The following is a 26,191-nucleotide window of genomic DNA, read 5'->3' as shown; positions in this document are numbered from 1 at the left end:
ACTGTAATGCCCTGGCAGTCGTTCACTCCGGGCTTTTCGCCTGAGCTTTTGTAGAGGTATCAACATTGATTGAGCCAACGCCGTCATCCATGCCGACTGTGATTGAAGCTGGCGCACTGGTCCGCAGGGGCTGCATGACGCCGATACGTCTGACCGAACTGTGTCTGTCAGTCATCAAAACCCACAATCCCACACTCAATGCGTTTGGTGATGTCTACGCCGAAGCCGCGCTCGAACAGGCCTGGACCATGACTGCAGAGCTGCAGCGCGGCAAGCCTCGTGGGCCTTTGCATGGCATTCCTTTTGGTATCAAGGACCTGTTTTCGACAGCCGGGTTGCGCACTACACGCGGGTCGTTGACCGCGCTGGACGCCGTGCCCGCGCAGGACGCGCCGATCATCCGGCGCCTCAAGGGCGCTGGCGCTATTATTCTGGGCAAGACCGCAACCACGGAATTTGGCTGGACCGGCGCCAGCACCTCTCGGGTCTTTGGCAACGGCCGTAACCCTTGGGACCCGACACTGACCAGCGGCGGCTCCAGCTCCGGTTCGGCGATCGCCGTGGCAGCGCGCATGGTCCCTGCGACATTGGGGTCCGACGGTGGCGGCTCGGTGCGCATACCGGGATCGTTCTGTGGCGCGTTTGCCCTCAAAGGTACGTTGGGACGTATCCCGACCTGGCCCTGGTCGGCCACCGAGATGCTCAGCCATGCCGGTCCGATCACCCGAACCGTGCGCGACAGTGCATTGCTGTTCGATGTTCTTTCGGGGCCTGATCCGCTGGATCACCAGGCGCTGCCTGCGCCCGACGAGTCCTTTCTGGCTCGTTGCGACCAGCCGCTGAAGCCGCTGCGTATCGGCTATTGTCCGACCCTGTTCGACACCCCGGTCGACCCGCAAATCGCGGCAGCAGTCGAAGCAGCGGTGGCTAATATCGCCAGGTCGCTGCCCGTCACGGTGAGCACCCTGACACTCGACTGGCAGGACCCGCTGGCGACGTTCGAGACCTTGTGGGTCGCAGGCCGTGGCATCGCCTACGGCAAAGCGCTTGAGCAACAGCTGGATCAACTCGATCCGGGTTTTGCCGAACTGATCCGGCGCTCGGCATGCTATGGCCTGGGTGATTATCTGCAGGCAATGCAGCAGCGCGCGGCCTTTGCCAATCAGGTGCACGCGCTGTTTGAAGATTACGACCTGCTGATCATGCCCACGCTGCCCATTCTGCCGTTTGCCGCCGATGACGTAGCGCCTGCAGGCTACGCCGGGCAGGACAGCGCGCTGCCGTGGGCACGCTGGACGCCGTTTACCTACCCTTTCAACATTTCCGGCAACCCGGCCGCCAACCTGCCGTGCGGCTGGAGCACTGAAGGGTTGCCCATCGGCCTGCAAGTTGTGGGGCCACGTTTTGCCGATGCTCACGTGCTGCAATTCTGTGCCGCTGTGGAAGCCATAGCGCCGTGGGATCAGCGTCTGCCGCCGATCTTGGGGCAGTAAACATGACGCTCGCCGATGCTGCGCGACAGCCGACCGGAGGCTTTACTTTGCAACGGAATGCCACCCCTATGCTCAATCAGCCACGGCTGGACGAAATCATGCGTTTGCTCGCTCAGCAGCAGCGGGTCAAGGCATCGGACCTGGCGCAACTGTTGTTCGTGTCCGAAGAAACCATCCGCCGTGACTTCAAGCATCTGGAGGAAGAGGGTAGGCTGCGGCGGATTCATGGTGGAGCGATTCTGCCCCGTTCCAGCGAAGAACTGCCCTTGCAGGAGCGCAGCCGGCTCAAGCCACGGGCCAAGGCGGGTATTGCTACGTGCGCCGCGCAACTGGTCACCGAGGGCATGGCGATCTTCCTCGACACGGGCACTTCGACGCTGGCGCTGGCCCAGCAACTGACCCGTTTCAGCCAGTTGAAGATCATTACCAATTCGCTGGACATCGCCCAGTTGATATCGCACCAGAGCGACAATCAGGTGCTGGTCGCACCCGGCGATGTGCGGCGTACCGACAATGCCTTGATCGGGCCGCACACCCTGGAGTTCGCCCGGCAGTTTCATTACGACATCGCGTTCATGGGCATCGGCGGTATAGACCTGGACCTCGGCCTGATGGATTACCAAGAGCCCGAAGCCATGCTGCGCAGGACGCTGGTCAGACACTGCGCGCGCAGTGTCGTGCTGGCCGACGACGGCAAGTTCGGCCACCGCACGTTCATCAATACCCTGCCGTTTGCGGCGATTACCACGCTGGTCACCAATCGCCCGTTATCCGACGAATTCGCCACACGTTTGGAGAAAGATCATGTCGATACCCTCTATCCCTGAGCTGATCGAGCCGAGCGCCGTTGATCTGGCGGCGTTTGAAGCATTGTTTCGACAAAGCTCGGCCATTGGCGCAACATCAGCTGGCGGTCTGCATCGGCTGTCTGCCTCGGCTGAAGATGGTCAGGTACGCGACCTGTTTCGTGGCTGGCTTGAACAGCACGGCTTTGAAGTGCGCGTCGATGCGATCGGCAATCTGTTCGGCCTGATGACCTTTGACCCTGACGCGCCGTACCTGCTGTGCGGTTCACACCTGGACAGCCAGCCGAGCGCGGGGCGCTTTGACGGCGTCTACGGTGTGCTTGCAGGTGCTGTCGCGGTCTCCAGCCTGGCGCGGCAGATGCGTGAGCGCGGTGAAAACCCGGCCTGCAACCTGGCCGTGGTCAACTGGACCAACGAGGAGGGCGCACGTTTTCAGCCAAGTCTGATCGGCAGCGGTGTATTTACCGGTGCGCTGGCGCTGGAGGCCGCCTGGGACAGTTGCGATGGCGACGGTATCCGCCTCAAGGACGCCCTGCAGGCCATCGGCTATCTGGGCAGTGATCAATTCGATCTCGCCATTGCCGGGTACGTCGAAATTCACGTCGAGCAGGGCTCTGGCCTGGAAAACAGCCAGACGGCCGTCGGCGTGGTGCGCGAAACCTGGGCGGCACTCAAGCGCCGGGTACGCTTCGATGGCGAGCAGAATCATACCGGCCCAACGCCGATGGCCGCCCGCCGTGATGCGTTGCTGGCGGCCGCGCACACGATCACTGCGGTGCGCGAAGAAGCCGGGCTGCACGGCCTGCAGATGCACACCTCGGTCGGGCGTATCGAGGTTTACCCCAATTCGCCCAATGTGGTGCCCTCCAGGGTGTCGCTGCTGATCGAATACCGCTCCCGCGACGTCGAGCTGCTAAGGGTGGCGGCAGAGCGCCTGGATGCGAGCCTGCATGCCATCGCCGACAAGACAATGACCGGTTTTCAAGTGGAAAGCAGCGTACTGCGAGCACCTGCCAGGCTCAATGACCGGTTTGCGGGGCTGGCGCACGCCGTAGGCGCCGAGCTGGGCTTGTCGACCACCGACAGCATGACCGTCGCCGGCCACGATGCGATCAGCCTGAACCGTCATTATCCGGTGTGCCTGCTGTTCATCCCCAGCAGCAATGGCGTTTCTCACAATGAGGCCGAATACACCAGCGATCAGGACATGCGCAACGGTTTGCGCATGCTGACCGGGCTGCTGTATCGCGCGTGTGCCTCATCTGTTGCGTTTCGCTGAGGGCTGACCATGTCATATGCACAAAGCCTGAACACACGCCTGCTTGGCGCGTTGGCGAGTTACGGGTTCGACTCAGAGCCGCACGTCGAACCCGTCACGCAGGGCGTGGCATCGCCGTCGCGGCTGTCCACCGAGTGGGCAGGCTTTCGAGTGTCGTTCGGGGAAAGCCGCTGTTACGCAAAAGTGCTGTACGCCGACATGACGCCTGTTATCGATTTCGTATCTGCAGCGCAGGCCAGTCAGTGCGCAGGCCTCAGCGGTGCAGCGCCACGTTTGCTGAGTGGCGACGAGCAGAGTGGCGTGCTGATTTTCGAGGACCTGGGGCCTCAATGGCGCGCCGCGCGGCTTGATGACCTGCTCGTACCGGGTCGGCTGGACGCGCTGTGGGCACTCAAACGCCAGGTGCACGCCGGGCCAGTGCCGGATTTCATCCGCTCGCCGATGGCGGATATCGAGCGCCTTCGCGCACTGTGCAAGCGCGACGGCGTTGCGCTGCCCGCCGAACAGCAATGGATCGACCGCTGCGTGGACATGGTCTGGCAGGCCTTGCAAAAACGTCAGGTTCGGTCCGTCCCGGTGCACGGTGATGGCGTGGCCAGCAACGTGATGGTGTCCGGTGATGGCCAGTTACGACTGGTGGATTTTGACTATGGCGGCTGCATGGACCCGTGGTACGACGTGGCGATTACCCTCAATGAGCTTTATTCGTTCGAGAGCGAGTGGCGCGCCGGCATCAGCGCTTGGGCGGGCCAGTGCCTTGAGGTCGACTACGCCGTCTGCCGGCTGTATGCGCTGATCAATGACTGGTACTGGACATTGTGGGGATTCTGGAGCGGTAGCACTTCTGCCAGGCAACTGGAGTTCTCCAAAGTCGGGCAGTGGACGTTACTGCGCTGTCGGCAATGTGTTCAGGACCCACGGCTGGAAGGCTGGATGCGTCAGGTTCAGGAGGGTAAGGCATGAAAATATTAGGGCAATCCACCAGTACCCAGGAGCGCCAGCTGGAAGCCGCCGTGCGCAGTATCGACAGCTGGCAGGGCAGACGTGTCGGGTATGCACCGGTCAGCGGCGGGATCTCCAACACCAACTGGCGGGTCGAGGTCGAAGGGGCGGACACGGCCTATTTCTTCAAGGTGCCGGGCGCGGGCACAGAAATGTTCATCGACCGCCACACGGCTCACGAAGCCAGCGTGAAAGCGGCGCAAACCGGCTACGGCGCGCCAGTGTTCGCATTTCTCGAAGCATTCGGTGTCGAGGTGTTCGAGTTCATGGAAGGCTGGCGAGCGTCGTCCAACCATGACTTTCTGCAACGCGACATACGTCATGGCGCGTTGCATGGGCTCAAGGCCTTCAATGATCAACCCCTGCTGAAACAGACCAAGACGGTCTTCGACATGATCGCCGAACACCAGGGCCAGGTGGCGGATCTCAAGGGCCTCAAGCCCCAGGACGACAGCTGGCTGTGCTTGCAGTATCAGCGTGCCCAAGCGGCCCTTGAAGCGTCCGGAATCGACCTGGCGCCGTGCATGAACGACACGCTGGCGGGCAACTTCATGCTCAACGCCGAGCGGCAGATTCGCTTGGTGGATTTCGAGTACGCCTCCAACAACGATCGTCATTACGAGCTGGCGTTGTGGTTTGGCGAAATGTTTTTCAGCGACGACATGGAGCTGGCGCTGATCGAGGACTACTTCGGCCAGGTGAGTGCGCAAACCGTGGCGCGTATCAAACTGAACAAGGCGCTGGCCGACCTCAAGTGGTCGACATGGGCGATGGTTCAGCATGCAGTCTCGCAACTGGACTTCGATTTCTACAAGTACGGCACCTGGAAACACATGCGTGCGCGCAGCATCATCAATGATTCGCAATGGGAAACCTGGCTGCGACAGGCGTAACCCGGCAAGCCCACGCTGCAACCCACAATAAGAAAATAGCGGATTACCGCATGCTCCTTTCACTGCTTGAGTTTTATCCGGTCACTTATCAATAGCCAGATCCTGAAATTCAAGGAGCACTCCATGAGTAACGTTCCGCTCTCAAGCAATCCCGGCCGCCTGAAAAGCCTGGTGTTTGGCCTTTATTTTTTCGCCTTGCTGATGATGGCGCTGTTTCCGCCGTTCTACCTCAACGTCAGTGGCAGCAGCGTGCTGGTACTGGGCATTCCGTTACCGATCTTCTACTGGATTCTGATTGCCGTGCTGATGGGTCTGGGTCTGTGGGTGCTGTACGTGGTCGAGTCCCTGTTAGGCGAAATTCCTGAAGAAGGGGATGCACAATGATCAGCACAACAACGGTTTCGGATCTGTACATCACGTTTGGTCTGATCGGCGTGTTTCTGGCCGGTATGATTGCCGTGCTTTATGCAACCAACCGCAAGAGCGACAGCTTTTCCGATTACGCCGTTGGCGGGCGTTCCTACGGTCCGTGGTTCATCGCCATGTGTTACACCAACTCCTGGTGGCCGGGCGCGACCTTTACTGCATTCTTTGCGTTGTCCGTGGGTGGCGCGCTGGGCTTTTACGGCATGGTCTACGCCACGCTCGGGGTGACGGCGATGTACCTGATGGCCAATCGCGCCTGGACCTGGGGCAAACGCTTCAACCTGACTACTCAGCCTGATTTACTGGGCATGCGCTTCAACAGCCCGGTGGTCAAACGTATCGCTTCGATCATCGGCATCATCTCGGTATTCCCGTGGGTGGTGATGGGCATTCAGGCCCTTGCGACCTTGTTCCAGTTCGCCAGTTTCGGTCGTTGGGGGGTGACCACCTGCCTGCTGGTCGGGGTTGCCGTGATCCTGATTCGTCAATACTGGACGGTCAGCATGGGCATGCGCGGCCTGATCATGACCGACATGTACCAAGGGCTTATTGCCTATGTGTTGTGTGCCGCGCTGTGTATCTTCTTGATGTTCGGTGCTCAGGCGTCGTTCTCGAACCTGTCGCAGCTGCCCGCCAGCATGCTGGTGATTCCTGGCGGTACAGGCAGCACCTACGGGCCGATGTACATGTTCAGCCTGATCTTTACCGGCGTGATCGGCTCGATGTGCTGGCCCATGAGCTTCCAGCGTATCTACACCGCCAGCGGTGTGCGCTCGGTCAAGAAGGGCACACTGCTGACCATCCTGCTGGTGGGTGGTTTCTACGGCATTCTGATGCTGTTCGCTGCGGCCATCAGTCAGGACCCGAACGTAGCGGCCCATCCGCAGCATGGCTGGTTCCTGTCGCTGTTCGACATCGGCGGGCCGTGGTTGCTGGCCGTGGCAATCATGATCGTTCTGGCCGCCAGCATCGGTCATGTCGACGGTTGCGTGCAGGTGTGCGGTACACAGTTCGCCAACGATCTGGCGACCTGGAACACACCGCGCAGTGATCGCGAAAAAACCATACTCGCCAAAGCCGGCATGGTCGTGTTCATTGCCGCGGCGTCGCTGCTGGCGTACCTGACCTTCGACTACGCACGCCTGCAATTGCTGGCGCAGATTTCCTATCAGGGCATCATTCAGCTGGCTGTGCCGCTGTTCTTCGGGGTTTTCAGCCGTCGCGGCAACAAGCAGGGCGCGATTGTCGGCATGCTGGTGGGTATAGTGATCGCCATCGTACTGACCACGATCTACCCGGATGACATTCCCGGGCTGGGTTCGTTGACCAGCGGCATTGTCGGGCTGATCTTCAATGCGGGCATTTTTGTCGCCTGCGCCGTGGCCATCAAGCCGAGCGCCGAGGAAGTGCGACGAGTCGATGAGCTGTTCGCCATGGCTGCGCCGCAGCGTCACCCTGCAGGCGTGGCGCCGGTCATGAGCTGACCGGCCACGTGCGGTCGATTCGCTCAGCTGGCGTCTCGACCGGCATTGATAAAGTCTATGAATGCCCTTAACGGCGAGGGCAGGTAACGACGGCCGTGATAATACAGATACGGCCCGGTAAAGCGTTGCCACCAGGGCTCGAGTATCGGTTCCAGCGTTCCGCTGTCCAGGTGCGGACGCAGCCAGTCTTCGAACAGGTGGACAACGCCCAGGCCGTCGATTGCCGCCTGCACGGTCAGGTCGAAAGCACCGCCTATTCTCACAATCAATGGGCCACTCGGGTCGACCCTGATGGTCTCGCCCTTTTGCTCGTATTCCCAGGGCGGCAGGCTGCCACTGGGAAACTTGCCTCGCAGGCACGCGTGGTCCAGCAAATCACGCGGGTGCTCGGGGCGTCCTCTGGCGGCCAGATAAGCGGGCGAGGCTGCGGTGGCGAAGCGCTGGAAGCGCGGCCCGATGGGCACGGCAATCATGTCCTGTTCCAACCGGTCATCGTAACGGATGCCTGCATCACAGCCTGCTGCGAGCATGTCGACAAAGCTTTCTTCGGTCACCACCTCCAGGCGAATGTCGGGGTAGGTCTGCAGAAACGGCGTGATGATCGACGGCAGCACCAGCCGCAGAGTGCCGGATGGCCGGCACATTCAGCCGCAGAGTGCCGGATGGCCGGTCACGGAAGTCGTTGACCACATCCAGCGCAGACTCCACTGCCGCAAGCGCTGGCACACTCCGCTCCATGAGTTTGGCGCCTGCCTCGGTGGGGGTCACGCTGCGGGTGGTGCGGTTGAGCAGGCGCACACCCAGGCGCGCTTCCATGCGCCGGATGGCGTCGCTGAGGCTGGAGGCAGACTTGCCGCTGATGCGGGCGGCTTCGCGAAAGCCGCCCGCGTTGACCACTGCAACAAATGCCAGCAAGTCCTGAATATCTGTATTCATGTGTTCGCTCAAGGCGTTGCGACGAAGGTTTGCCGGTCAGTGTTCTATGAACCGTACAGGCTGTGCCGATTGCACCCGATTATCGCCGAAGTGGTCAATGCCTATAGTGAGGTACACACATCGCATCGAGGCGCATGAAATGAGCAATGCAAACACAGCGGGTACGTTTCTGTTGGGCGACCACCACGTCAATCGCATGGGGTACGGCGCGATGCAACTGGCCGGCCCTGGCGTGTTCGGCCCTCCCAAAGACCCCGAAGCGGCGGTCGCGGTGCTGCGCGAGGCCGTGGCGCTGGGCGTCAATCATATTGATACCGCAGATTTCTACGGCCCGCACGTCACCAACAAACTGATCCGCGAAGCCCTGCATCCCTATGCAGATGATCTGCTGATCGTGACCAAGGTCGGCGCAGTGCGCGGGGCTGATGCCTCATGGAACCCTGCTTGCAGTCCGGCAGAATTGACCCAGGCCGTTCATGACAACCTGAAAAATCTCGGAGTGGATGCGCTGGACGTGGTCAACTTTCGCGCATGGGGCGATCATCAGGCACCCGCAGAGGGTTCTATTGAAGAATCCTTCAGCGCGCTGGTCCGGCTGCAAGAGCAAGGTCTGATCCGCCACCTTGGGCTGAGCAACGTTACCGCGAATCAGGTCCGGCAGGCGCAGCAGATGGCTGAAATCGTCTGCGTGCAGAACCACTACAACCTGTCCCATCGCGCTGACGAGTTGTTGATTGCCCAATTGGGCGAGCAGGGCATTGCCTACGTGCCGTTCTTCCCAATGGGTGGTTTTTCACCTTTGCAGTCGGTAACCCTGACTCGCGTAGCCGCGCAGCTTGATGCCTCACCGCTGTGCGTCGCCTTGGCGTGGTTGTTACAGCGCGCTCCTAACATCCTGTTGATCCCCGGCACATCCTCCGTCGCGCATTTGCGCGAGAACCTGACCGCGAGCGAGTTGATCATCGCGCCTGATCTTCTCGCCGAGCTCGACAGCGCGGTGTGAAGAGCGGCACGTTTACAGCCTGCCTTGCGCGCGCAACAGGGCACCAATGCGTTCGATTTCCTGTTCGCCCTGTATCAGCGCGGCCTGGCTGGTGTGGACCGAGTAGTAACCGGTCACCAGATCGTGCGGATGCCTGATCGCCGACCCCAGCACGAAACAGGTCGGGCCTGTCGCCACCAAGTCGATAGGGCGATCCGATTCTTCGAAGACCGCCATTTCACCCGCCGTGATCGGGCCGTCTGCGTCGAGCTGCCCGGCGTTGACGGCCAGCCAGCCAACGGTATGGCCTGCTGGCGGTGTGTAACGCCAGTGCTCGCCATCCTGCAAATGCACGGCCAGATAATTCATGTCTGCCGGTGCGGGTATGCTGCTTTGTGCGGTGCCGTAACGCCCTAGCAGCACCTGTGCTGGACCTTCCCGGGTAACCTGAGAGGCCGCCAGATAAACACTGTGTGCAGGGCCGTTTTCCTGTGCGGCGGGCAGGGCTACCCACAACTGAAAGCCGGTAATCGGTGCATCGTTCACCGGCTTGGCGTCATGCCACACCCCGTTACCGGCACTCATCCATTCCACGCCGCCGCTCGGCAGTAGCCCGGATTTGCCGGTGGTGTCCTCGTAAGCCAGTTCGCCCTCGATCATGTAAGTCAGCGTCGCGATGCCTGAGTGCGGGTGCATGCCGAAGCCCTTGTTACCCGGCTCGGGTTTGAAGCCGAACTGATCGAGGAAGATAAAAGGCTTGAGCAGCTGACCCAGATCGCCCGGGCTCATCAAGCGGGTGACAGGCCCGCGTGTTCTGCCGCTGGTGCGATGGGTGATGGCGCGAGGCTTTATGGCGACAATGCTGTTCATGGGCTCTTCCTCTGGACGTTATGTCTGAGCGCACAGCATAAGCGTCTGTGGATTGGCTTATTAGCCGGTATAGTTGGCTTGCACTCATCCATAAATAGAAGGAATAAGCGCTTGATTACGGATCTCAATGATGTCGCGCTGTTTGTGCAGGTGGTGCGCAGCGGCAGTTTCGCCCAGGCCGCGAGGCAGCTGGGCATGCCGTCGAATACTGTCAGTCGGCGGATTCAGCACCTGGAGGTGCAGCTTGGCACGCGCTTGTTGCAGCGCTCCACGCGCAAGCTGGTGTTGACCCAGACAGGTGAGCACTTTTATGAGCGTTGCACGGCGGCAGTCGATGGCCTGATGAGTGCCGCCGAGCAGCTTGTCTCAGGGCGAGAAGAGCCCAGCGGCCGAGTGCGCATCGCGGCCATGGCGGATTTTTTTGATTTTTTCTCGATGGACTGGGTCGCCGATTTTCTCGCCCGCTACCCACGCGTACAGCTTGAATTCGTGCTCAGCGACGAGCGCGCCGATCTGATCGCCGACCGGCTGGACATCGCGTTCCGGGGCGGCCCTTTGCAGGATTCAGGTTATGTGGGGCGTCAACTGATCGAAGAGGCGCGCGACGGCATGGTTGCCAGCCCTGCCTATCTCGCAACTCACGGCATGCCCGATTCGCTGGAGAGTCTGCAGGCGCATGACTGCGTCAGCGCAGCGTATCCAGGTGGTTCCACCACCTGGCGAATGCTCGGGCCGGACGCGAAAATACACGATGTGCAGCTCTCCAGTCGCTTCAACGCCAACACCGCTCAGGCATTGCGCAAAGCGACGCTCGCCGGTCTGGGTATCGCGTTGCTGCCAGCGACCCTGATTCGTGCCGATCTGCGTAACGGGTTGCTGGTGCCGGTACTGGCGCAGTATCAGCGCACCAGTCATGGCCTGCATGTGCTTTACCCCAGTCGGCAACAGTTGCCTCTGGCGGTATCGGCGTTTATCGGGTTGGTGATGGAGAAACTCAGGGTCAACGCGTTTCCCGCGCAGTGAGCCAGTGTGGCTGCACGGGAATCGAGGTCACTTCAGTTTAGAGGTCATGTAAATCAGGCGAACGGTCGCGACGGTGATGGCTTCTGCGTCATTTTTGATGTTTTCCATCTGCCCTTTGTCCAGATTTCCGTCGTCAGCATCTGATTCCATCAGTCGGGTAACGTGGTAGATGTTCTGCGTCACGTTGTGCAGATTGCTGTGCAGGCGCGCAACCACGCGCTTTAGCGGGTCACTTTCCCGAGTGGTCGTGGCCTGCGCGGTGGGGGTAGGTGCAGCGTCACTGAAACCGGTAACGACGTAGGTAACGTTGACGCCCGCATCCGCAATGCGCGACAGGTAGTCTGCGCGTGGGGAGCGCACACCGTTCTCGTAGTTGCCCTGGGCGTTGGTTTCCACACCGCCTATGGCCCCGAGTGCACTCTGAGAAATCTTTAGCCGCAAGCGTTCTTTCTTGAGTCGTGGACCTATCCCTGTCATACGTTTGTCCTCGATAGGCTGTCTGCCAGATGCTCTGGGCTTACTGCAACAGTCTGGGTTAACAAGCGTTTCTGGCAACAACGGGCAAGGCGCTCGAACACATGCGGAAAACCGCCTGTTCGGTCCAATCAGGTACTAACGTGCCAGACGGTGAAGAGAGTCTACGTAGGAATTAAACGCGGTGATACATTTTTATACTGACTTGAATGCTTTTGAGTGGGGATTCTAAACGCGTTTCAAGTTACATCGGGAGGCCGTATACCGGCCTCCCTAAAGCTTCAAAGGCAGCGCGAGGAGGGTTGTGCCGCCCAGCTTGCCGCCGTGGCTGCGATCTTTTCAGCCAAGGTTGCAACCGCTTTCTGGTGGGCAAGAATCAGGTTTTCCATGCCTTCTGCAGCCTGCTCGCGGATCACGCTGCTGCAGGTCAGGCTTTGCCTTTTGCTGCCTGCGGTAGCGCCTGCATCGCGTAGCCCCAGTGTCCACACCACATCGATGAGGGCGTAATGGCCGGGCATCGACTCGAAGCGGCGTACGTCCGTGCGAACCGAAAGCACAGGCTGGTCGCCGTTTTTCGGCAGGCCGGCCATGTCGCGGCTACCGAATCGACGCTCCAGTTGCGGGGTCAGCGCGTCGTGAAATTCGTCGCCCAGTGGCGATCCCCAGCGTTCGGTGTCCAGAATCGCCAGGCTACCGTTGCCCTGACGGACCACCAGGGGCGGCTGGTCGACCTGCACCGGCATGATCACCGGGAGCATTTCAAACTGGAACGGCGCGGGTCTGGCTGCTGCGCTGCCGGTCGCGCCCATCGGTGCGATCAGCGTGTAATAGTGGGTCTGCGTCGAGGTGCAGGCGCCCATGCCCAGTGCAGCGGCGAGTACCATCAGTTTCAGGCGCAAGGTCATTGTTTTGGCTCCGGATCAATGGCTCGGGACGAGGACGGGGCGTTGAATGAACGTGGCGCGGCGTCGCCGGTGCGGCCGCGAATCAGCGACTCGGGGTGGCGGCTGAGGAAGTCGGTGAGTACCCGGACCGAACGGGCGGTGCGTTGCACCTCATCCAGCGCCTGGCCCAACTGCTGACGCGCCGGCGAGTCTTCAGCGAATGAGTCGTTGGCGGTGCCCAGGGTTTTCTCGGCTTGCTGCAAGGTGCCACGCATTTGCGGCAGCACGCTGCCGTTGACCTGCTTGAGCGTCTTCTGCAGCTCGCTCAGGGTACCGTTGAGATTGCCCGCCAGTTGGTCGATTGGCAGTTTACTGAGCTTCTCGACGAACGCCTGCAGTTGCTCTTGCAGTTTGTCGAAGCTGCCCGGCACCGTCGGAATTTCCAGCGGGCGGGCCTTGGCGTTGAACGACACTTTCGGCGCCTTCGGATCGAACTCCATGGCGATGTACAGCTGGCCGGTCAACAGGTTGCCATTGCGTACCTGGGCACGAAGGCCGTTGGCGACGAACGCCCCCAACACTCTGGCGGACTGTTCTTCTTCATCCCCTGCGCCACCCAGTTCCTTCAACTTGGACTCGGCAGCACCCAGACGCTTGGGGTAGATCACTGCACCGACAATGCCGGGGAAGGTCTTGGTGGCCGGGTCGTAATCCAGGTCGACCGACACCACCTTGCCGATGGTAACGCCCAGGAAATCCACCGACGCGTTCACCGCCAGCCCGCGAAGCGACTGGTTGAAACGCATGCGGATGTAACGCGGCTCGCCATCGGGTGGTGCCAGCGCTGTGGTCTGGTCTTCAAAAATCTTGAATTCGGCATTCTCGTCAGCCGGCTTGCTGTCGGGGCTCCAGTTGGGCTCGCGGAAGGCGATGCCGCCGGAGAGGATCGAGGTCAGGGACTGAGTATTGACCTTCACCCCCGAGGCGCCAACCGTGATGTCTACGCCACTGGCATTCCAGAAACGCGTGTCGGTGGTGATGTACTGATCGTTCGGCGCATTGATGAAGATCTGGATGTCGACGCCACGGCCGTCCTTGGACAGGTCATAGGCAACCACCTGGCCAACCTGGATACGGCGATAGTAGATGGGTGAGCCGATGTCCAGCGAGCCGAGGTCGTCGGTGTGCAGGGTGAAACGCTTGCCTTTTTCTCCGAAGGTCACTGGTGGCGGGGTTTCCAGGCCAGTGAAGCTGGTCTTGGTTTCGTCCGAGCTACCTGCGTCTGCGCCAATGAAAGCGCCTGACAGCAGGGTATCGACCCCCGATACGCCGTGGGCACCAATGCGCGGACGTACAACCCAGAACTGGCTGTCGATCCGCGTGAAAGGCGATGCGCTGGTATTGAGTTCGATGTTGGCCAGCACATGGGTGCGGTCGTCGCTGAGGCTGATCTCGGTAACCATGCCGATGACCACGTTCTTGTATTTGACCTGCGTCTTGTTGGCTTCCAGGCCTTCGGCGGTCAAAAAGCTCACGGTGATCTTCGGCCCGATGTTCATCCAGTCGTGAAACGCCATGGATGCACCAATGATCGCTGCAATGATCGGCACCAGCCAGATCAGCGAGACGCTCAGGCGACGACGTTTGACTTCAGGCCGTGGCACTGAAGCAGACGGGGGGAGGGTATTGTCAGACATCTTCAACCTCTGCGTCCCAGATAAGCCGGGGATCGAAACTCATGGCGGCGAACATCGTCATCACCACTACCAAGCCAAAAAACAGAATACCAATGCGTGGCTCGATGGTGCTGAGCTCACGAAACTGCACCAGAGACGCCACGAGGGCCACAACCAGCACATCGAGCATTGACCAGTAGCCGATCAGCTCGATGAAGCGATAAAGACGTGCACGTTCACGCATCGCCCAGGTGCTGCGGCGCTGGCAAGTGATCAGCAGCATGCCCAGCACCAGAAACTTGATGCAGGGCACCACGACACTGGCAACGAAAATCAGGATGGCGATGTCCCACGAGCCGCTCTCGAAGAACTCCAGCACGCCGCTCATGATGGTGCTTTGACTGCGGTTGCCCAGCAAATTGGTGTACATCACCGGCAACACGTTGGCCGGAATATAGAAAATCAGTGCGGCGATCAGGTAGGCCCAGGTGCGGCTGATACTGTCGGGCTTGCGCCGGTGCACCGGCGAATCACAGCGCGGGCAGCGCGCAGCGTCCTCCTCGCAGGCATAGCCGCAGGTGTGACACAGGCAGAGCTTGTGCTCGTGGGCGAAAGGGATGCCGTTCATTCAGGCTTCACTCCCAGCTCATCCCACAGCCTGCGTATGCCTTTGTTGGCAATCAGCAGAATGAGCACCATCAGCATCGCCATCGCCCACAGGCCGACGCCTGGGTGCACATCGAGCATGCCGGACAGTTTGATGATCGCCACCAGAATGCCAAGCATGCATACCTCCAGCATGCTCCATGGGCGCAAGTGCTCCAGCGCGCGCATGCAGGCCTTGAAGCCTGGGGCCATCACCCCCTTGTGAGCATGCAGCAGCACCCAGAACAGCAGGACGATCTGCAGCAGCGGGGCAAAGATGATCGACAGGCCGGCCACCAGCGCAATGAGGGTGATACGGCCCTGAGCCAGGGCCTCGACCGACTGCCAGAGCGTGACCTCGTTGGTCAGGCCTTTCATGCTGATGCTGATTACGGGGAACAGATTGGCGAACACGAAGAGCATCGCGGCGGCGATGGTCAGGGCCAGCAGTTGCTCGATGGACATTCGATGGCCGCGGCCGAGCACTGCCTGGCAACGCAGGCAAAATGCGGCTTCACCGGGTTGCAGCGGTTGGGCTTGGTACAGCGAATCGCAATGTTCGCAGATGATCAGGCCAGATGAATGTTCAGTAGGGTGCACAGTGCTCATCGACGCCATGGATGCAGAAGTAAGAGGTAAGAACGCGAGGCACGAAAAGATACCTCTTTATGGCATTACGTAGCGTCTTTTTTTGTACGGCGGATAACAACCTGCGGATACAAATCATTGACCGCAGCGGTGGAGGGTGGTTCCGATGTCACGGCGCCATTATTTCACGGGCGCGAGAGGATGGTGAATTCGCATCGGCCTGTGCTCTTCGCGTACTGTCCGAAGGGCAAAGGCCTTGCAGGTCTTGTCAGGCCGATGTAGCTCAGAGCTTGCCGGGCTTGGCGCGTTGCTTGAGAAAGCCAAGCAATTGCCGGGCGGAGGTCGGCACATTGTGCTCGTCGAACGTCAGGCAGATCGCTTTGGCTTCGTCCTCGATGGTGATCTCGTACTGATTCAGGTCCCGCGCCTGGTCGTTGAATGCGGTACTCGATTTATTCAGACCGCTGTCAGTCACCAGTCGCTGCAACTGCTCGGCATCCGGCTGGTCAAGCGTATCGGTGTCCACTTCACAACGTTTGATCGCGCCCGCAAAACCGCCGGATTGCACTAGACAGACCTTCATTTCGAGCACCTTTTTAGTTATAGCTGACGGCTTACACCTTGACGCCGACCTCTTTCCAGGCCGCTTGCACGGCTTTTTTGGCTTTTGCACCAAAACGCGAGTCGCCGGCGATTTTTATGCTGGTTTTGGCGCAATCGACGAACTGGCTGTCCGATTCCAACGCCAACATCGTTTCATACCAGATTCTGCCTGCCACTTCCCAGGCATTTCCGCCGAGTGCCTTGGCCACCAGCACGAAGGCCCGATTGGGAATGCCCGAGTTGATGTGCACGCCGCCCCGGTCCTTGGCCCCCTTATACAGATCCGCCATTGTTGCCGGTTGCGGATCGTCGCCAAGGTCCGGGTCGTTGGCATAGGCGGTGCCGGGTCTTTCCATGTCACGAATGCCTCGCCGGGTCGGTGCAGGCACCAGCAACTCCTTGCCGACCACCCAGTCCGATTCGGCGGCGCTGGTGCCTTGCTTCCACTGACGTACCAGCATGCCGAACACATCGGCAAAGTGTTCATTCAACGCACCGGACTGGCCTTTGTAGTCCAGGTTGGAGGTAAAACTCTGCACGCCGTGGGTCAGCTCGTGGCCGATCACTTCAAGGCTGCCGGTGAATCGCTTGAAGACCAGGTCATCGCCATCGCCGTACGCCATCTGGCTGCCATTCCAATAGGCATTGCTCAGGGGCACGTGGTCGCCATTGAAGTCGACTTCGGCGACATGCACAGTCGACACCAGTGACATGCCATTGTCATCCAGTGAATTGCGCTCGAAGAGCTGCGCATAGAAGTCATAGACATCACCGGAGCCATCGTAGGCTTCGTCTGCAGCCTTGTCGCCGGTCGGTGCCTGGCCCTCTTTGCGGACGATAACGCCGGGAAGATCGTCAGTACCTTTGGCGTCGTGAATCGCGCGGTGTTTTTTGCCATCCGGCGACTTGATAGCGTGCATGGATGGCATGGCTCGCGCAGAAAGGCGAGAGGCAAGGAACGCCGAGCTGCTGGTCAGGTTGGCAATGGCTCTGGCGCTGATCAGGTTCTTGGGGGACTGCGCCATACGCTCCAGCATGTAAGGCGGAATGAAACAATGCAGGGGGTTTCGGTCGTCGCACATGATGAACTCCTGTACTAATGCACCGATGGCGGCAAGCCATCGATCAACATGGTCGCAACACTTTTGACACTGTGTGTAACGTTAACGTGCAACGAAATATCTGATTACATGATCGCCGGTCATCGTAAAACCTGGCCATCTGTTCGGCAGGCCCGTATTGCCTGAGCTGTGGCAGTATTTTGCCGTGCGTGCGACACCTCGACACAGTCGCTCAACAGGGCGCGCGGGAGTGCTAGACTCGCGCCACTTCAGACGAGGAGCAGACTTACGTGCGCAAGACGGTAATGATGATGGCGATACTGGCCCTGGCCGGGTGTGATGCAGGCAATTCTCGTGCGCCCGCCAGAGAAAAAGCCCAGGACGCGGCGAGCACTGCTCCGGTCTCTACGCCACAGTGGTTCATCCAGATGAACTCGCGCGAAGCGGTCAGCGACACCAGTGCCTGGTTGCTCGAGCGCAGCTATGCGCCGGTCATCGTGGACATCGACGGCAAGCAGCAATTGTTGATCGGGCCTTATGAAAGCCAAGCCCAGGCCGAGGAGCAGCGGGTGGCGCTGCAGGCCAAAGTGACCAAGTCCCACCGCTTTGCACAACCGTCAGTGGTGCAACACACTCGCTGACCTGTTGCAGGTCATGGTGTTGCTGGCCTGGCCTGGTCATCTGATCGAGCATCTGAAATAAAAAAGCGGGCCTGCAATGAGGCCCGCTTTGTCGTTCAAGGCTGCAGTTCGATCAACGACGACCCAGCAACAGGCCTACTACCAGACCGAAGCCTGCAGAAATAGCCACGGTCTGCCAAGGATGGCCACCGATGTAAGTCTCGGTCGCTTCTACAACCGGCTTGGTGCGGTCACGTACGCTGGCCATCGAGTCCAGTGCCTGCTTGAGCTTGACACTCAACTGCGCGCGCAGCGTTTCAGCTTCTTCGCCGACCAGTGCGGCACTTTCCTTGAGCAATTTGTCTGATTCTTCGATCAGCGCCTGCAGGTCGCTGAATGCCTGATCCTTGATCTGATCGGCAGCATTTTGAGCAGAGGTCTTACGAGCCATGGCATTTTTCCTTTCAAGTGATGGCAATAGTGATCAATGGAGTCTCGCGCATCCTGAAAAGTTGCACTTGCTTGAATGACCCGACGCAAGACTCTGCAGGCAAAGCCCCTTACCGGTGTAAGATGCAGCCGTTTTTAGCCGTAGGTGACTGTCATGAGCTTCAATCTGGCCAATCGGCCGCTCCCTGAACGTACTGCTCTCGAAGACGAAAAATCCCGTTTGTTCGACCTCTGGCAGAGCAATCTGGGCAAAGCCAAGGGCGAGGCCGCGCGCCTTATGGGTGAGCGCGCCAAGCGCAAGGGCAAATGGTCCGAATGGGTACGCTCCGAACTCGACACGATGAGCCCGCCGGAGTACGCCAACATGGTGCGCAGCGAAGTGAATCGTCTGATGGCGGCTACCCGATAGCCCTGTAAACGATGGCCGCTGAAAATATAGCCACGCGACAGACGATCATTATCATGGTTTGAGCCCTGTATTCGGGGCTCGTCAGGCCTTTTGAGAAACATTGATGGCCCACGCCGGCGCAAGATTTACCCAAGGCAGCGTAGCGCAGCATATCGTTGTGACCGCCAGTACCAGCGCCTTGAGCCTGTTTGCGATATTTCTCGTCGACATTCTGACGCTGGTCTATGTCTCGATGCTGCACGATCCGGTGCTTCTGGCTGCGGTGGGCATCGCCAAGGTGCTGCTTTTTTTCAACTCGGCACTGACCACCGGCCTGATCATCGCAGCAGCAGCGGTGCTGTCGGAGCGCATAGGCCACCGGGCCGCCAGGTCTGTGCCGCGACTCACCGCCAGCCTTATGCTGATGGTCGTCATGGTCTCGGGTCTGGGCGCTGCGCTGCAGTTGGCGCTGGTGGTGCCGATCACTCACTGGCTGGGGGCCGAGGCCGCCACTTATGACGCGGCGCGCAGCTTCATCTGGCTGACCCTGCCGTTTACCGTGTTACAGGCGGTTATGCAGATGTCGGCGCAGATGCTCAGAACCACCGGTGATAACCGTCGGGCGCTGGCCGTGGTGCTGTCAGCCGCTGCCACGCTGGCGGTCGCCGACCCGTTGTTCATTTTTGTTCTGGATCTGGGCCTGAAGGGCGCAGGCATTGCATTTGCGGTGTCGGCCGGCGTTTCCGCCTCAATCGGCGTGTATTGGGTTCGCCGTCGCATAGGGCTGGTGTTCACGCGCAACCTCAAGCTGTTGCGCCTGCATGCCGGGCGTACTTTCCGGCTCGCTCTTCCGGCAATGGCCGCAAACCTGGCGACGCCTGTCGGTCTGGCTTATCTTGTTGCATCGCTGTCTACGTTCGGCACTTCAGCGCTGGCCGCCATGACCGTGCTGGACCGGGTCCTGCAATTTTCCTACTGCGCTTTTTTTGCACTGCCCGGTGCACTGGCTCCGGTGCTTGGGCAGAATATCGGTGCCAATCGGGATGATCGGGTCCGTTCGGCCATCGTCTTCAGCCGGCGCATGGTGGTCTTTTACGGATTGGCCGTCTGGCTTGTGTTGATACTGTGCGGCGGCATGATTGCCGATCTGTACCAACTCGGCGTCGAAGCCCGAGCGGTATTCATTGCCTTCTGCTGGTGGGGCGGCGGCCTCTGGGTGGTGATAGGGCTGGATTTTGTCGCCATTGCCGTGTTCATCACCATGAAAAAGTCATGGTGGGTGGCGGTGTTCGCCTGGCTCAGAGCGACAGCAGGTACAGTGCCGTTCGTGCTGGCCGGCACGCACTGGTTCGGCAGCAGTGGCGCGTTGCCTGGCATGTTCGCCGGCAATGCGGTCATTGCACTGATCTCGATCGCTACCGCATCGCTGACAGCAAAACGGTTTTATACCGGCAGGGCCAGGGGCATGAACGCCCAGGCACATTGAATCAAGGCGTAATCAGGTTTTTATGGTCATCGAAGAATCAGGGAATGAATCCGAAGCATCGGTAGCGCCCAAGCGACGCCGGGCGCCCAAGGGCGACATGCGCAGAAAGGCCTTGCTGGACGCTGCCACGGTGGTGTTCGCCAGAGACGGCTACTCGAGTGCATCCATGCGCGAGGTTGCGCTGCTGGCCGGCATCACGACGGTTGGCTTGTTGCATCACTTTCCCAACAAGGAAGCGCTGCTCAGCGCGTTGCTGGAGCGAAGGGATCAGCGGGTCACGTCCAGGTTTCAGGACATGGTCACCGAACTGACGCTTGACGGGTTTCTGAAGTTTCTCAAGCTGAGCATGAGCTTCAGCGTCGAAAATGCCGATGAGTGCCAGGCTGCGCTGTTGATGAACACCGAAAGCCTCTCACCTTCACACCCGGCCTGTTCATGGCACCGTGAGCGATTTCAGATGACCCACGAGCATGCCCGCGGTCATCTGAACGCGTTGATAGAAGCAGGGGAGGTTCGTGCGGACATCAACGTGAAAGCCCTGGCCCAGGAAATCTTCTCGGTCATGGACGGTTTGCAGATTCAGTGGCTGAGAAGCCCGGACGACGTGGATGTCATGGCGGTGTTCGAGGTTTACGTGCAGCGTCTGGGAAGGGATATCAAGGCTCATCCCTGAGCCTTGAAGGGTGGATCAGTACGTCTGTGCCGCGCTGACCTGTACTGCCTTGCGCAGTGGCAACGGCAGCGGGTTGCTGTCGCGGGTGGTCAGCTTTTCCGGGTACAGGGTAATCAGGGTCCGGTCGAGGGTCAGGTTCTCCGAATCTGCACCCACCAGAATCTTGAACTTGCCGGCGTCAACGTCCCAGCTTGCGGTCTTGTCGACGTAGTAGGCCAGCGAACGCGAGTCGATCGGCACGCTGACCGTCTTGCTCTCACCGGGCTGCAAATAGACTTTGGTAAAGCCCTTGAGCTCTTTCTCCGGACGGTCTACAGCCGGTTTTACCGGTTGCACGTAAAGCTGTGCCACTTCAAAGCCTGCCTTGTCGCCGGTGTTGGTCACGGTGAACTTGACGTCAATCGTCGCGCCCGGGGTCAGCACGTTGGTCGACAGCTTGAGGTCGCTGTAGCTGAACGTGGTGTAGGACAGCCCGTAACCGAACGGGTACAGCGGCTTGGCGTGCTTCTTGTCATAACCGCGATAACCCATGTACAGGCCTTCGCTGTAGGTCATTTCGGTCAGAGCATTGTCGCCACGATAGGCCGCCGGGTCCGGGTAGGACGCGTAGCTTGGGTTATCCTCGATTTTCTTGTCGATGGTGATCGGCAGTTTGCCCGACGGGTTGACCTTGCCATACAGAATCTCGGCCAGAGCCTGCCCGCCTTGCTGACCCGGGAACCAGGCTTGCAGCGTCGCGCCGACCTTGTTCGCCCACGGTTGCATGTTGGCCACACCACCGCCATGCATGACCACGATGGTATTGGGGTTGGCCTTGGTGACGTAGCTGATCAGCTCTGCTTGCTGGTCAGGCAGATCGAAACCGTGGTCAGAACCTTCGCCTTCGTTTTCAGACGTAGTGCCGGTGGCAACCACGACCGCATCGTAGCTCGACAGATCCTTCGGCGGACGCAACGATGCCCAGCTCATCTGCACACCGGTCAGGCCGCCCAGCACAGGAATGAAATTGCCCTGAATGCGCTGGTATTCAAGTTTTACGGTGTAGGTCTTGCCAGCACTCAATTCAGCAGTTTTCCCCGACGTTGTCAGCGCGTTCACGACGTCGCCTGAGTAAGGCACGCCATCGCTCTGCAGTACCAGCTCATCGTTGACCCACAGCTTGTAAGGGCCATCGGCGCGAACCTTGAACACCTGTGCGCCCGAGACAGTCGGCTTGATGGTCGCCGTGAAGCGGGCCGAGAAGGCACCGGCTGAAGGGCTAAAGCCCGACACGGCCGTGCTGCCCGCATTGGTGACGTTGGTGCCGGTGGCCCAGTTCAGGTTTACGCCTGGCTCGACGCGCGTCAGTGCCGGATCGCCGGAAAAGCTGGTGTTGGAGAAATACTCGGCTTTAACCCCGGAATTGCTGATGCTGTTGTTACCCGTGGCTGGCTGATACCAGGTCGAATTCGCCGGGTTCAGGCTCATTTCCGGGAGGTAGGTGACGTCGGTGCTGTTGGACGCCAGTTGCTGCAGGCCGCTCAGTTCGGTGACGTAGCTGTTGGGCGGCGAGTTGGCCGTGCCGAATGGTGACGCAGGTGTTTCATGTGCCCAGTTGCCGATCACGGCGATCTTCGCCGAGCGCGCCAGTGGCAGCAGCGGTTTGCCCGCCGCAGTGTTTTCGTTACGCAGCAGAACGATGGACTCACGCGCGGTATTCAGCGCTGCGCGCATGCCGTACTCGGGGTGGTCCAGGGTCTTGGCGGTATTAAGGTTTTCCTGGAAATCGTAGCTGACGATGGCCCGCAGGTTGCGCTTGACCTTGTCGTCGATCACGTTCTGGGTCAGTTGCCCGCTCCACAGGTAAGGCAGCAGCTTGGCTTCGGTGAATTGCAGGCCCGACGGCATATCGATGTCGGTGCCGGCCCAAGCGCCCTTGAACGCGTCGTGAATGGCGTTGAAGTCACTGATTACCGTGCCTTGATAGCCCCATTCACCCTTGAGCACCTCGGTGATCAGGTGATGGTTTTCGCACGCGTAGTCGCCATTGACCTTGTTGAAACCGCACATGATCGACGCCACGTTGGCGTTCTTGACCATCGACTCGAAGCCCGGCAAATACAGTTCGCGCAGGGTGCGCTCATCGACCTTGACGTCGACGGCCTGGCGATTGGCTTCCTGCTCGTTGGCCAGGTAATGCTTGCCGCTGGCCTGAATGCCTTGCGCCTGAATGGCGTTGACGATGGCCGGTGCCATGACCGCGCCGAGGAACGGGTCCTCGCCACTGACGTACTCTGCCGAGCGGCCGTTGTACGGGGTGCGGTACAGGTTTGCGCCAGGCGAGAGCATCTGCTGGCCACCGGAAATACGCGTCTCGTAGGCAATGGCCAGACCGAATTCCTTGGCCCGGTTGATGCTCCAGGTGGCAGCCAGCGCGGACTGCGACGGGTACTGCGCGCCAAAGGTGGCGTTGTTGACGTGCACGCCCATCGACGAGTCATACGCCACGGTGCCCTTGATGCCCCACTTGAGTAGAGAAGGGATCATGTGCCCGTCATTCACGCGGGTAAAGTTGATCTTCTCGGACTGATTCATGTTGTCGAGAATCGAGCTGACGCGGGCTTCGACTGCGTTGCCGGTGGCCGGTGTCACTGCGGCGAGCGCGAGGTGGGCCTGCATGACGCTGAACGTCAGCAGGCTCAGGCCCAGGGTCTGTTTGAACGCTGACACGGCAAGTGTCCTTCTGGTCGATGCGAAAGGTTGATTAGAACTGTTCATGGGCGTTGTGCCTGCGCAGGTGCATCGTCGGTGTCCACCGGCGTATCGAGCAGGGTGGAGGAGCTTTTCTGCGCCGTCGGGCTGATCTTGTCAGCGCCGGACAACTGGTCGCGCTTCGCTTCCACCTGCACCCGGATCTGTTGACTGGCGGCAGCGGCACCGGCCGTGGAAGTCGAGTCCGCTGCCAGCGCGGAGACACTTTGCGCGCACACAAGTACTGCGCTGAAAACAGACAGCATGGATCTATTCATCGATTGCATCTCGATTGAGGGTGACAGAATAAAACTGAGGGTTATTGCAATGGCACAGCGGCGTGGCCGAGTGTTAAGTCCAGCGCAACACTAAGAAGTTCACTGAGCGATAAAGTATTCGCATCGCTCGGTTTAATAAATGATATCAGTTGGCCATGCTGCTGTTTTTTGATGATTGTAGCCGGAATATTTTTTTGATTTTGATCTGTGATTGGCTTTTTTTACCAATATTTTTTGATTTTTTGGATTTTTATAGCTCGATAGTGACTTTTTATTTTTATTTCTTGCTTTTTTATAAACCTAACTGTTGTTAGGTTTAGTGGTCTGGTAAGCTTTGCATCCTGACTGAAATGGCAATTTTTGATTGTCTTTCAATAATAATAAACGCTCGATTATTGAAGTGCGGATAGCGGCTGTGTCCAGTTTTTATATAGGTAAAGTGCGGCATGGAAATCAATGGGTTTACTATTGATTTTTCAAAGAGAGGGCGGTTTGCTGTTTTATAGTGAGCATCAGTTTTATTGACGGTCAGTTACGCTATTTCAAGGCGGGTGTGGTGAGCAACGAATATAACCGGATCGAACGTGTGGTCCTGGGTGCCGTCAAGCGACTGTGCGGTGGTCAGCGTCGAAAGCTGACGTTCGGTCAGATCTACAGGGAGCTGGTGCGGTCGCAACCCAGCGTCCCTGCCATCGGTGTTTGCGTAACAACGGTCGACACGCTGGTCAGGGAGGGGTTGCTGACCTCTGTCAAAACCCTCGAACCCGATCGATCATTCCCCTACACCCAGCATCTGATCAGCGGCCTGACCGAGATCGGCGCAGCGTCCTTGATGGACGCAGGTGCCGGCGTCACTCGCTGACCGGCGTCATCTTCAGGCGCGAACTTCACTGGCTGTACGGCAACGAAAGGTAGTACTGACCCAGCTCGGTGAGTGTGCCCTCGTTGCTCAACAGGCTGGAGAAATGAGGGTCCTGAGTCATGCGCCCGGTGAACCAGGCATACCTGAACACGTCCGCGCGCCCTTCGAGTGTGGCAACCATATTGGCCATTTGCTGCTTTTGCTTTTCTACCGAATCAATCTGCATGCCGTCGTCCAGGCCATGCCAATTGGCGAATTCTGTGACCCAAACGGGTTTTCCGTAGCGTGACAGCCTGTCGAGCATCCCCGCCAGACCATAGTCGTACCAATGAAAAGCCAGGTAGTCGATGCGCGGGTCGCGATTCTGATTCATCGATCGATACGCGGCATAAAAGGCGTCAAGCCACACCACCGGGTCGCCGTAACCCGACATGGTTCCCCAGTTCATGGCCGGGCCTACCAGCTTCACCCCGGTCTGCGCCGCGATCTGTTCCAGCCTTGGCCAGAAGCGCGCAGCGGCCTCGGGCGTCATGTTGGCCTGGTCCAGCAGGTTGGGTTCGTTGATGACCAGCAGGTAGCGAATGGCTGGGTGTGCCTGCAGATAGAGTTTCAACTGGCCGTCATCGACGTTGTCGTTCCAGATCATCGGAATGAAGTCCACGCCATACATCGAGGCGTAATCGTAGGACGCCAGGCGGTCATGCGGTTTCGGGCTCCAGTTGTACCACCAGCTCACACCTGCCGATAACGCGCTCAAGTCGGCAGGCTGGGCGATGTCATAAGCGATGCCGCGCTTGGCGCTTTTATCGGCGCCCCATGCGGGTGAAATCGCCACGCTAAGCAGCAGCGCGAGCAGCGTTATGAGAGACAGGAGAGGGGAAAGAGGCAGGGCGCGGCGATTTGCTGACAGCTTGCACAGCATCATTGGCAGGTCTTCCTTGAGCATGAGGGGCGAAAACACAGGTTGCCGGAACCAAGCAGCAAGCATGCCAGCGTTCTCGGACCTGTTAATGACGGTACTTGTTTATGACCCTGCTCGTCCTGCGGTTCTGCTATTCACCGCTTGCCGGCAGTCAGAACGGGTCACCCTCTGCCTGGCGCAGGTCCAGTGTGCCGCTGTCGCTGAAACGCAGTGTGCCGAACAGGCCTGCGGCCAGCTTGCCGCGCAGCGTGTAGGGCAGGTTATCGAGGCGCTGGCTTTGCGTCAGCCCCAGTGCCTGGCGCAAGGCGGCAAATGCCGACACGCTGACCGGCACCACCAGCACTGCCTCGGAGAAGCGTCCTACGGTGCCCTTCTGGTTACTCACGCCCGAGGCAAGCAATTTGCCATTGACGTCCAGGTCCAGCGCTACGCCGTTGTAGTTGATCTCGGTTTCGTTCGGGTTCTGTACCCGCAGCGTGACCGCCATGCGCAGTTCCAGCCCTTGTCCGGGAATAGGTTCGATACCGACGACATTGATGGTCAGTGGATCTCGATGAGGGATCAGCGCGCAGGCGCTCAGGCTCAGAACGAGAAGGCCGGCGAGCAAGGCGCGAAAAGGGCGTAGCGACATTCGTGGGCTCCAGCGTCAAGGTGCAA

27 protein-coding genes and 1 pseudogene are annotated in these 26,191 nt (G+C 59.5%); 14 read left to right on the top strand and 14 right to left on the bottom strand.

Annotated features, from left to right (window positions below):
- Positions 1-89: 89 nt before the first annotated feature.
- The 7 genes from PSPTO_RS16490 to PSPTO_RS16460 all read left to right on the top strand — a co-directional run bounded on the left by PSPTO_RS16490 (position 90) and on the right by PSPTO_RS16460 (position 7,383).
- Positions 90-1,493, top strand: a complete 1,404-nt coding sequence (locus tag PSPTO_RS16490) for an amidase (RefSeq protein WP_046463318.1) — start codon at positions 90-92, stop codon at positions 1,491-1,493.
- Positions 1,494-1,561: 68 nt separating this feature from the next.
- Positions 1,562-2,320: a DeoR/GlpR family DNA-binding transcription regulator gene (locus tag PSPTO_RS16485; protein WP_011104424.1), complete on the top strand. Its 759-nt coding sequence runs from the start codon at positions 1,562-1,564 to the stop codon at positions 2,318-2,320.
- A complete protein-coding gene (locus tag PSPTO_RS16480; RefSeq protein ID WP_011104423.1) occupies positions 2,298-3,578 on the top strand; it encodes a M20 family metallo-hydrolase in 1,281 nt (426 codons plus the stop codon). Before PSPTO_RS16485 ends, PSPTO_RS16480 begins: the two co-directional genes overlap by 23 nt.
- 9 nt (positions 3,579-3,587) lie before the next feature.
- Positions 3,588-4,541: an aminoglycoside phosphotransferase family protein gene (locus PSPTO_RS16475; protein WP_011104422.1), complete on the top strand. Its 954-nt coding sequence runs from the start codon at positions 3,588-3,590 to the stop codon at positions 4,539-4,541.
- A complete protein-coding gene (locus PSPTO_RS16470; RefSeq protein ID WP_011104421.1) occupies positions 4,538-5,473 on the top strand; it encodes a choline kinase family protein in 936 nt (311 codons plus the stop codon). Before PSPTO_RS16475 ends, PSPTO_RS16470 begins: the two co-directional genes overlap by 4 nt.
- 123 nt (positions 5,474-5,596) lie before the next feature.
- Positions 5,597-5,857, top strand: coding sequence for a hypothetical protein (locus PSPTO_RS16465; RefSeq protein ID WP_005766345.1), 261 nt, complete (start codon positions 5,597-5,599; stop codon positions 5,855-5,857).
- Complete coding sequence (locus PSPTO_RS16460; protein WP_011104420.1) at positions 5,854-7,383, top strand: sodium:solute symporter family protein; 1,530 nt, start codon at positions 5,854-5,856, stop codon at positions 7,381-7,383. Before PSPTO_RS16465 ends, PSPTO_RS16460 begins: the two co-directional genes overlap by 4 nt.
- Before the next feature lie 23 nt (positions 7,384-7,406).
- Here the strand turns inward: PSPTO_RS16460 and PSPTO_RS16455 are convergent.
- A pseudogene (locus tag PSPTO_RS16455) lies at positions 7,407-8,319 on the bottom strand (LysR family transcriptional regulator).
- 139 nt (positions 8,320-8,458) lie between these two features.
- On the opposite strand from PSPTO_RS16455, the gene PSPTO_RS16450 reads away from it, so the two are divergent.
- Positions 8,459-9,322 (top strand): aldo/keto reductase family oxidoreductase, encoded by an 864-nt coding sequence (locus PSPTO_RS16450; RefSeq protein WP_007245876.1) that lies wholly within the window; start codon positions 8,459-8,461, stop codon positions 9,320-9,322.
- A 12-nt stretch (positions 9,323-9,334) separates the two neighbouring features.
- On the opposite strand, the gene PSPTO_RS16445 is transcribed toward PSPTO_RS16450, so the two are convergent.
- Positions 9,335-10,171: a pirin family protein gene (locus PSPTO_RS16445; RefSeq protein WP_011104419.1), complete on the bottom strand. Its 837-nt coding sequence runs from the start codon at positions 10,169-10,171 to the stop codon at positions 9,335-9,337.
- Between the two features lie 111 nt (positions 10,172-10,282).
- Between PSPTO_RS16445 and PSPTO_RS16440 the strand changes: the two genes are divergently transcribed.
- Positions 10,283-11,194: a LysR family transcriptional regulator gene (locus PSPTO_RS16440; protein ID WP_011104418.1), complete on the top strand. Its 912-nt coding sequence runs from the start codon at positions 10,283-10,285 to the stop codon at positions 11,192-11,194.
- 27 nt (positions 11,195-11,221) lie between these two features.
- Here the strand turns inward: PSPTO_RS16440 and PSPTO_RS16435 are convergent, their stop codons facing one another.
- The 7 genes from PSPTO_RS16435 to PSPTO_RS16405 form a co-directional block, all read right to left on the bottom strand.
- Positions 11,222-11,671, bottom strand: a complete 450-nt coding sequence (locus PSPTO_RS16435; protein WP_011104417.1) for a helix-turn-helix domain-containing protein — start codon at positions 11,669-11,671, stop codon at positions 11,222-11,224.
- Positions 11,672-11,949: 278 nt separating this feature from the next.
- Positions 11,950-12,573 (bottom strand): PqiC family protein, encoded by a 624-nt coding sequence (locus PSPTO_RS16430; protein ID WP_005766332.1) that lies wholly within the window; start codon positions 12,571-12,573, stop codon positions 11,950-11,952.
- On the bottom strand, positions 12,570-14,249 hold the full coding sequence (locus PSPTO_RS16425) for an intermembrane transport protein PqiB (protein WP_005766330.1): 1,680 nt from the start codon (positions 14,247-14,249) through the stop codon (positions 12,570-12,572). The genes PSPTO_RS16430 and PSPTO_RS16425 overlap by 4 nt, the downstream gene beginning before the upstream one ends.
- The gene (locus PSPTO_RS16420; RefSeq protein WP_005766329.1) at positions 14,242-14,856 is read right to left on the bottom strand and encodes a paraquat-inducible protein A; all 615 of its coding nucleotides are present in this window, start codon (positions 14,854-14,856) and stop codon (positions 14,242-14,244) included. The genes PSPTO_RS16425 and PSPTO_RS16420 overlap by 8 nt, the downstream gene beginning before the upstream one ends.
- Complete coding sequence (locus PSPTO_RS16415; protein WP_005766327.1) at positions 14,853-15,482, bottom strand: paraquat-inducible protein A; 630 nt, start codon at positions 15,480-15,482, stop codon at positions 14,853-14,855. The genes PSPTO_RS16420 and PSPTO_RS16415 overlap by 4 nt, the downstream gene beginning before the upstream one ends.
- A gap of 262 nt (positions 15,483-15,744) precedes the next feature.
- Positions 15,745-16,044, bottom strand: coding sequence for a protealysin inhibitor emfourin (locus PSPTO_RS16410; RefSeq protein ID WP_007245872.1), 300 nt, complete (start codon positions 16,042-16,044; stop codon positions 15,745-15,747).
- A 31-nt stretch (positions 16,045-16,075) separates the two neighbouring features.
- The gene (locus PSPTO_RS16405) at positions 16,076-17,146 is read right to left on the bottom strand and encodes a M4 family metallopeptidase (RefSeq protein ID WP_005766322.1); all 1,071 of its coding nucleotides are present in this window, start codon (positions 17,144-17,146) and stop codon (positions 16,076-16,078) included.
- Positions 17,147-17,415: 269 nt separating this feature from the next.
- Here PSPTO_RS16405 and PSPTO_RS16400 point away from each other — a divergent pair, with 269 nt between their 5' ends.
- On the top strand, positions 17,416-17,766 hold the full coding sequence (locus PSPTO_RS16400; RefSeq protein ID WP_005766320.1) for a hypothetical protein: 351 nt from the start codon (positions 17,416-17,418) through the stop codon (positions 17,764-17,766).
- A gap of 112 nt (positions 17,767-17,878) precedes the next feature.
- Here PSPTO_RS16400 and PSPTO_RS16395 read toward each other — a convergent pair whose 3' ends face one another.
- Positions 17,879-18,196 (bottom strand): DUF883 family protein, encoded by a 318-nt coding sequence (locus PSPTO_RS16395; protein ID WP_007245870.1) that lies wholly within the window; start codon positions 18,194-18,196, stop codon positions 17,879-17,881.
- Positions 18,197-18,349: 153 nt separating this feature from the next.
- Between PSPTO_RS16395 and PSPTO_RS16390 the strand changes: the two genes are divergently transcribed.
- The 3 genes from PSPTO_RS16390 (at position 18,350) to PSPTO_RS16380 (ending at position 20,742) form a co-directional block, all read left to right on the top strand.
- Entirely contained in the window at positions 18,350-18,604 is a 255-nt protein-coding gene (locus PSPTO_RS16390; RefSeq protein WP_003380539.1) for a hypothetical protein, read from the top strand.
- Positions 18,605-18,707: 103 nt separating this feature from the next.
- Positions 18,708-20,069 carry an MATE family efflux transporter gene (locus PSPTO_RS16385; RefSeq protein ID WP_005766318.1) on the top strand — a complete coding sequence of 454 codons (1,362 nt, stop codon included), beginning with the start codon at positions 18,708-18,710 and terminating at the stop codon, positions 20,067-20,069.
- 22 nt (positions 20,070-20,091) lie between these two features.
- On the top strand, positions 20,092-20,742 hold the full coding sequence (locus PSPTO_RS16380; protein ID WP_007245868.1) for a TetR/AcrR family transcriptional regulator: 651 nt from the start codon (positions 20,092-20,094) through the stop codon (positions 20,740-20,742).
- Positions 20,743-20,757: 15 nt separating this feature from the next.
- Here PSPTO_RS16380 and PSPTO_RS16375 read toward each other — a convergent pair whose 3' ends face one another.
- Both PSPTO_RS16375 and PSPTO_RS16370 read right to left on the bottom strand, forming a co-directional pair.
- Positions 20,758-23,499, bottom strand: coding sequence for a beta-glucosidase (locus PSPTO_RS16375; protein WP_046463317.1), 2,742 nt, complete (start codon positions 23,497-23,499; stop codon positions 20,758-20,760).
- Entirely contained in the window at positions 23,496-23,738 is a 243-nt protein-coding gene (locus tag PSPTO_RS16370; RefSeq protein ID WP_010204398.1) for a hypothetical protein, read from the bottom strand. The genes PSPTO_RS16375 and PSPTO_RS16370 overlap by 4 nt, the downstream gene beginning before the upstream one ends.
- A 517-nt stretch (positions 23,739-24,255) precedes the next feature.
- Between PSPTO_RS16370 and PSPTO_RS16365 the strand changes: the two genes are divergently transcribed.
- On the top strand, positions 24,256-24,612 hold the full coding sequence (locus PSPTO_RS16365) for a hypothetical protein (protein ID WP_005766308.1): 357 nt from the start codon (positions 24,256-24,258) through the stop codon (positions 24,610-24,612).
- Between the two features lie 25 nt (positions 24,613-24,637).
- Here PSPTO_RS16365 and PSPTO_RS16360 read toward each other — a convergent pair whose 3' ends face one another.
- On the bottom strand, positions 24,638-25,537 hold the full coding sequence (locus tag PSPTO_RS16360; RefSeq protein WP_046463316.1) for a glycoside hydrolase family protein: 900 nt from the start codon (positions 25,535-25,537) through the stop codon (positions 24,638-24,640).
- 148 nt (positions 25,538-25,685) lie between these two features.
- A complete protein-coding gene (locus PSPTO_RS16355) occupies positions 25,686-26,165 on the bottom strand; it encodes an LEA type 2 family protein (RefSeq protein WP_005766304.1) in 480 nt (159 codons plus the stop codon).
- Positions 26,166-26,191 lie beyond the last annotated feature (26 nt).

Source organism: Pseudomonas syringae pv. tomato str. DC3000 (assembly GCF_000007805.1).
GTDB classification, from domain to species: Bacteria; Pseudomonadota; Gammaproteobacteria; order Pseudomonadales; family Pseudomonadaceae; genus Aquipseudomonas; species Aquipseudomonas avellanae.
This window is presented reverse-complemented; position numbering and strand designations above follow the sequence as displayed.

Bases quoted from the DNA above. Each gene is read 5' to 3' on its own strand.
- PSPTO_RS16380 (WP_007245868.1), top strand. From the start codon at position 20,092: ATGGTCATCGAAGAATCAGGGAATGAATCCGAAGCATCGGTAGCGCCC.
- PSPTO_RS16430 (WP_005766332.1), bottom strand. From the start codon at position 12,573: ATGACCTTGCGCCTGAAACTGATGGTACTCGCCGCTGCACTGGGCATG.
- PSPTO_RS16485 (WP_011104424.1), top strand. From the start codon at position 1,562: ATGCTCAATCAGCCACGGCTGGACGAAATCATGCGTTTGCTCGCTCAG.
- PSPTO_RS16470 (WP_011104421.1), top strand. From the start codon at position 4,538: ATGAAAATATTAGGGCAATCCACCAGTACCCAGGAGCGCCAGCTGGAA.
- PSPTO_RS16395 (WP_007245870.1), bottom strand. From the start codon at position 18,196: ATGGCTCGTAAGACCTCTGCTCAAAATGCTGCCGATCAGATCAAGGAT.
- PSPTO_RS16390 (WP_003380539.1), top strand. From the start codon at position 18,350: ATGAGCTTCAATCTGGCCAATCGGCCGCTCCCTGAACGTACTGCTCTC.
- PSPTO_RS16490 (WP_046463318.1), top strand. From the start codon at position 90: ATGCCGACTGTGATTGAAGCTGGCGCACTGGTCCGCAGGGGCTGCATG.
- PSPTO_RS16425 (WP_005766330.1), bottom strand. From the start codon at position 14,249: ATGTCTGACAATACCCTCCCCCCGTCTGCTTCAGTGCCACGGCCTGAA.
- PSPTO_RS16460 (WP_011104420.1), top strand. From the start codon at position 5,854: ATGATCAGCACAACAACGGTTTCGGATCTGTACATCACGTTTGGTCTG.
- PSPTO_RS16465 (WP_005766345.1), top strand. From the start codon at position 5,597: ATGAGTAACGTTCCGCTCTCAAGCAATCCCGGCCGCCTGAAAAGCCTG.
- PSPTO_RS16410 (WP_007245872.1), bottom strand. From the start codon at position 16,044: ATGAAGGTCTGTCTAGTGCAATCCGGCGGTTTTGCGGGCGCGATCAAA.
- PSPTO_RS16475 (WP_011104422.1), top strand. From the start codon at position 3,588: ATGTCATATGCACAAAGCCTGAACACACGCCTGCTTGGCGCGTTGGCG.
- PSPTO_RS16385 (WP_005766318.1), top strand. From the start codon at position 18,708: ATGGCCCACGCCGGCGCAAGATTTACCCAAGGCAGCGTAGCGCAGCAT.
- PSPTO_RS16420 (WP_005766329.1), bottom strand. From the start codon at position 14,856: ATGAACGGCATCCCTTTCGCCCACGAGCACAAGCTCTGCCTGTGTCAC.
- PSPTO_RS16370 (WP_010204398.1), bottom strand. From the start codon at position 23,738: ATGCTGTCTGTTTTCAGCGCAGTACTTGTGTGCGCGCAAAGTGTCTCC.
- PSPTO_RS16450 (WP_007245876.1), top strand. From the start codon at position 8,459: ATGAGCAATGCAAACACAGCGGGTACGTTTCTGTTGGGCGACCACCAC.
- PSPTO_RS16435 (WP_011104417.1), bottom strand. From the start codon at position 11,671: ATGACAGGGATAGGTCCACGACTCAAGAAAGAACGCTTGCGGCTAAAG.
- PSPTO_RS16405 (WP_005766322.1), bottom strand. From the start codon at position 17,146: ATGTGCGACGACCGAAACCCCCTGCATTGTTTCATTCCGCCTTACATG.
- PSPTO_RS16355 (WP_005766304.1), bottom strand. From the start codon at position 26,165: ATGTCGCTACGCCCTTTTCGCGCCTTGCTCGCCGGCCTTCTCGTTCTG.
- PSPTO_RS16480 (WP_011104423.1), top strand. From the start codon at position 2,298: ATGTCGATACCCTCTATCCCTGAGCTGATCGAGCCGAGCGCCGTTGAT.
- PSPTO_RS16375 (WP_046463317.1), bottom strand. From the start codon at position 23,499: ATGAACAGTTCTAATCAACCTTTCGCATCGACCAGAAGGACACTTGCC.
- PSPTO_RS16360 (WP_046463316.1), bottom strand. From the start codon at position 25,537: ATGATGCTGTGCAAGCTGTCAGCAAATCGCCGCGCCCTGCCTCTTTCC.
- PSPTO_RS16415 (WP_005766327.1), bottom strand. From the start codon at position 15,482: ATGAGCACTGTGCACCCTACTGAACATTCATCTGGCCTGATCATCTGC.
- PSPTO_RS16445 (WP_011104419.1), bottom strand. From the start codon at position 10,171: ATGAACAGCATTGTCGCCATAAAGCCTCGCGCCATCACCCATCGCACC.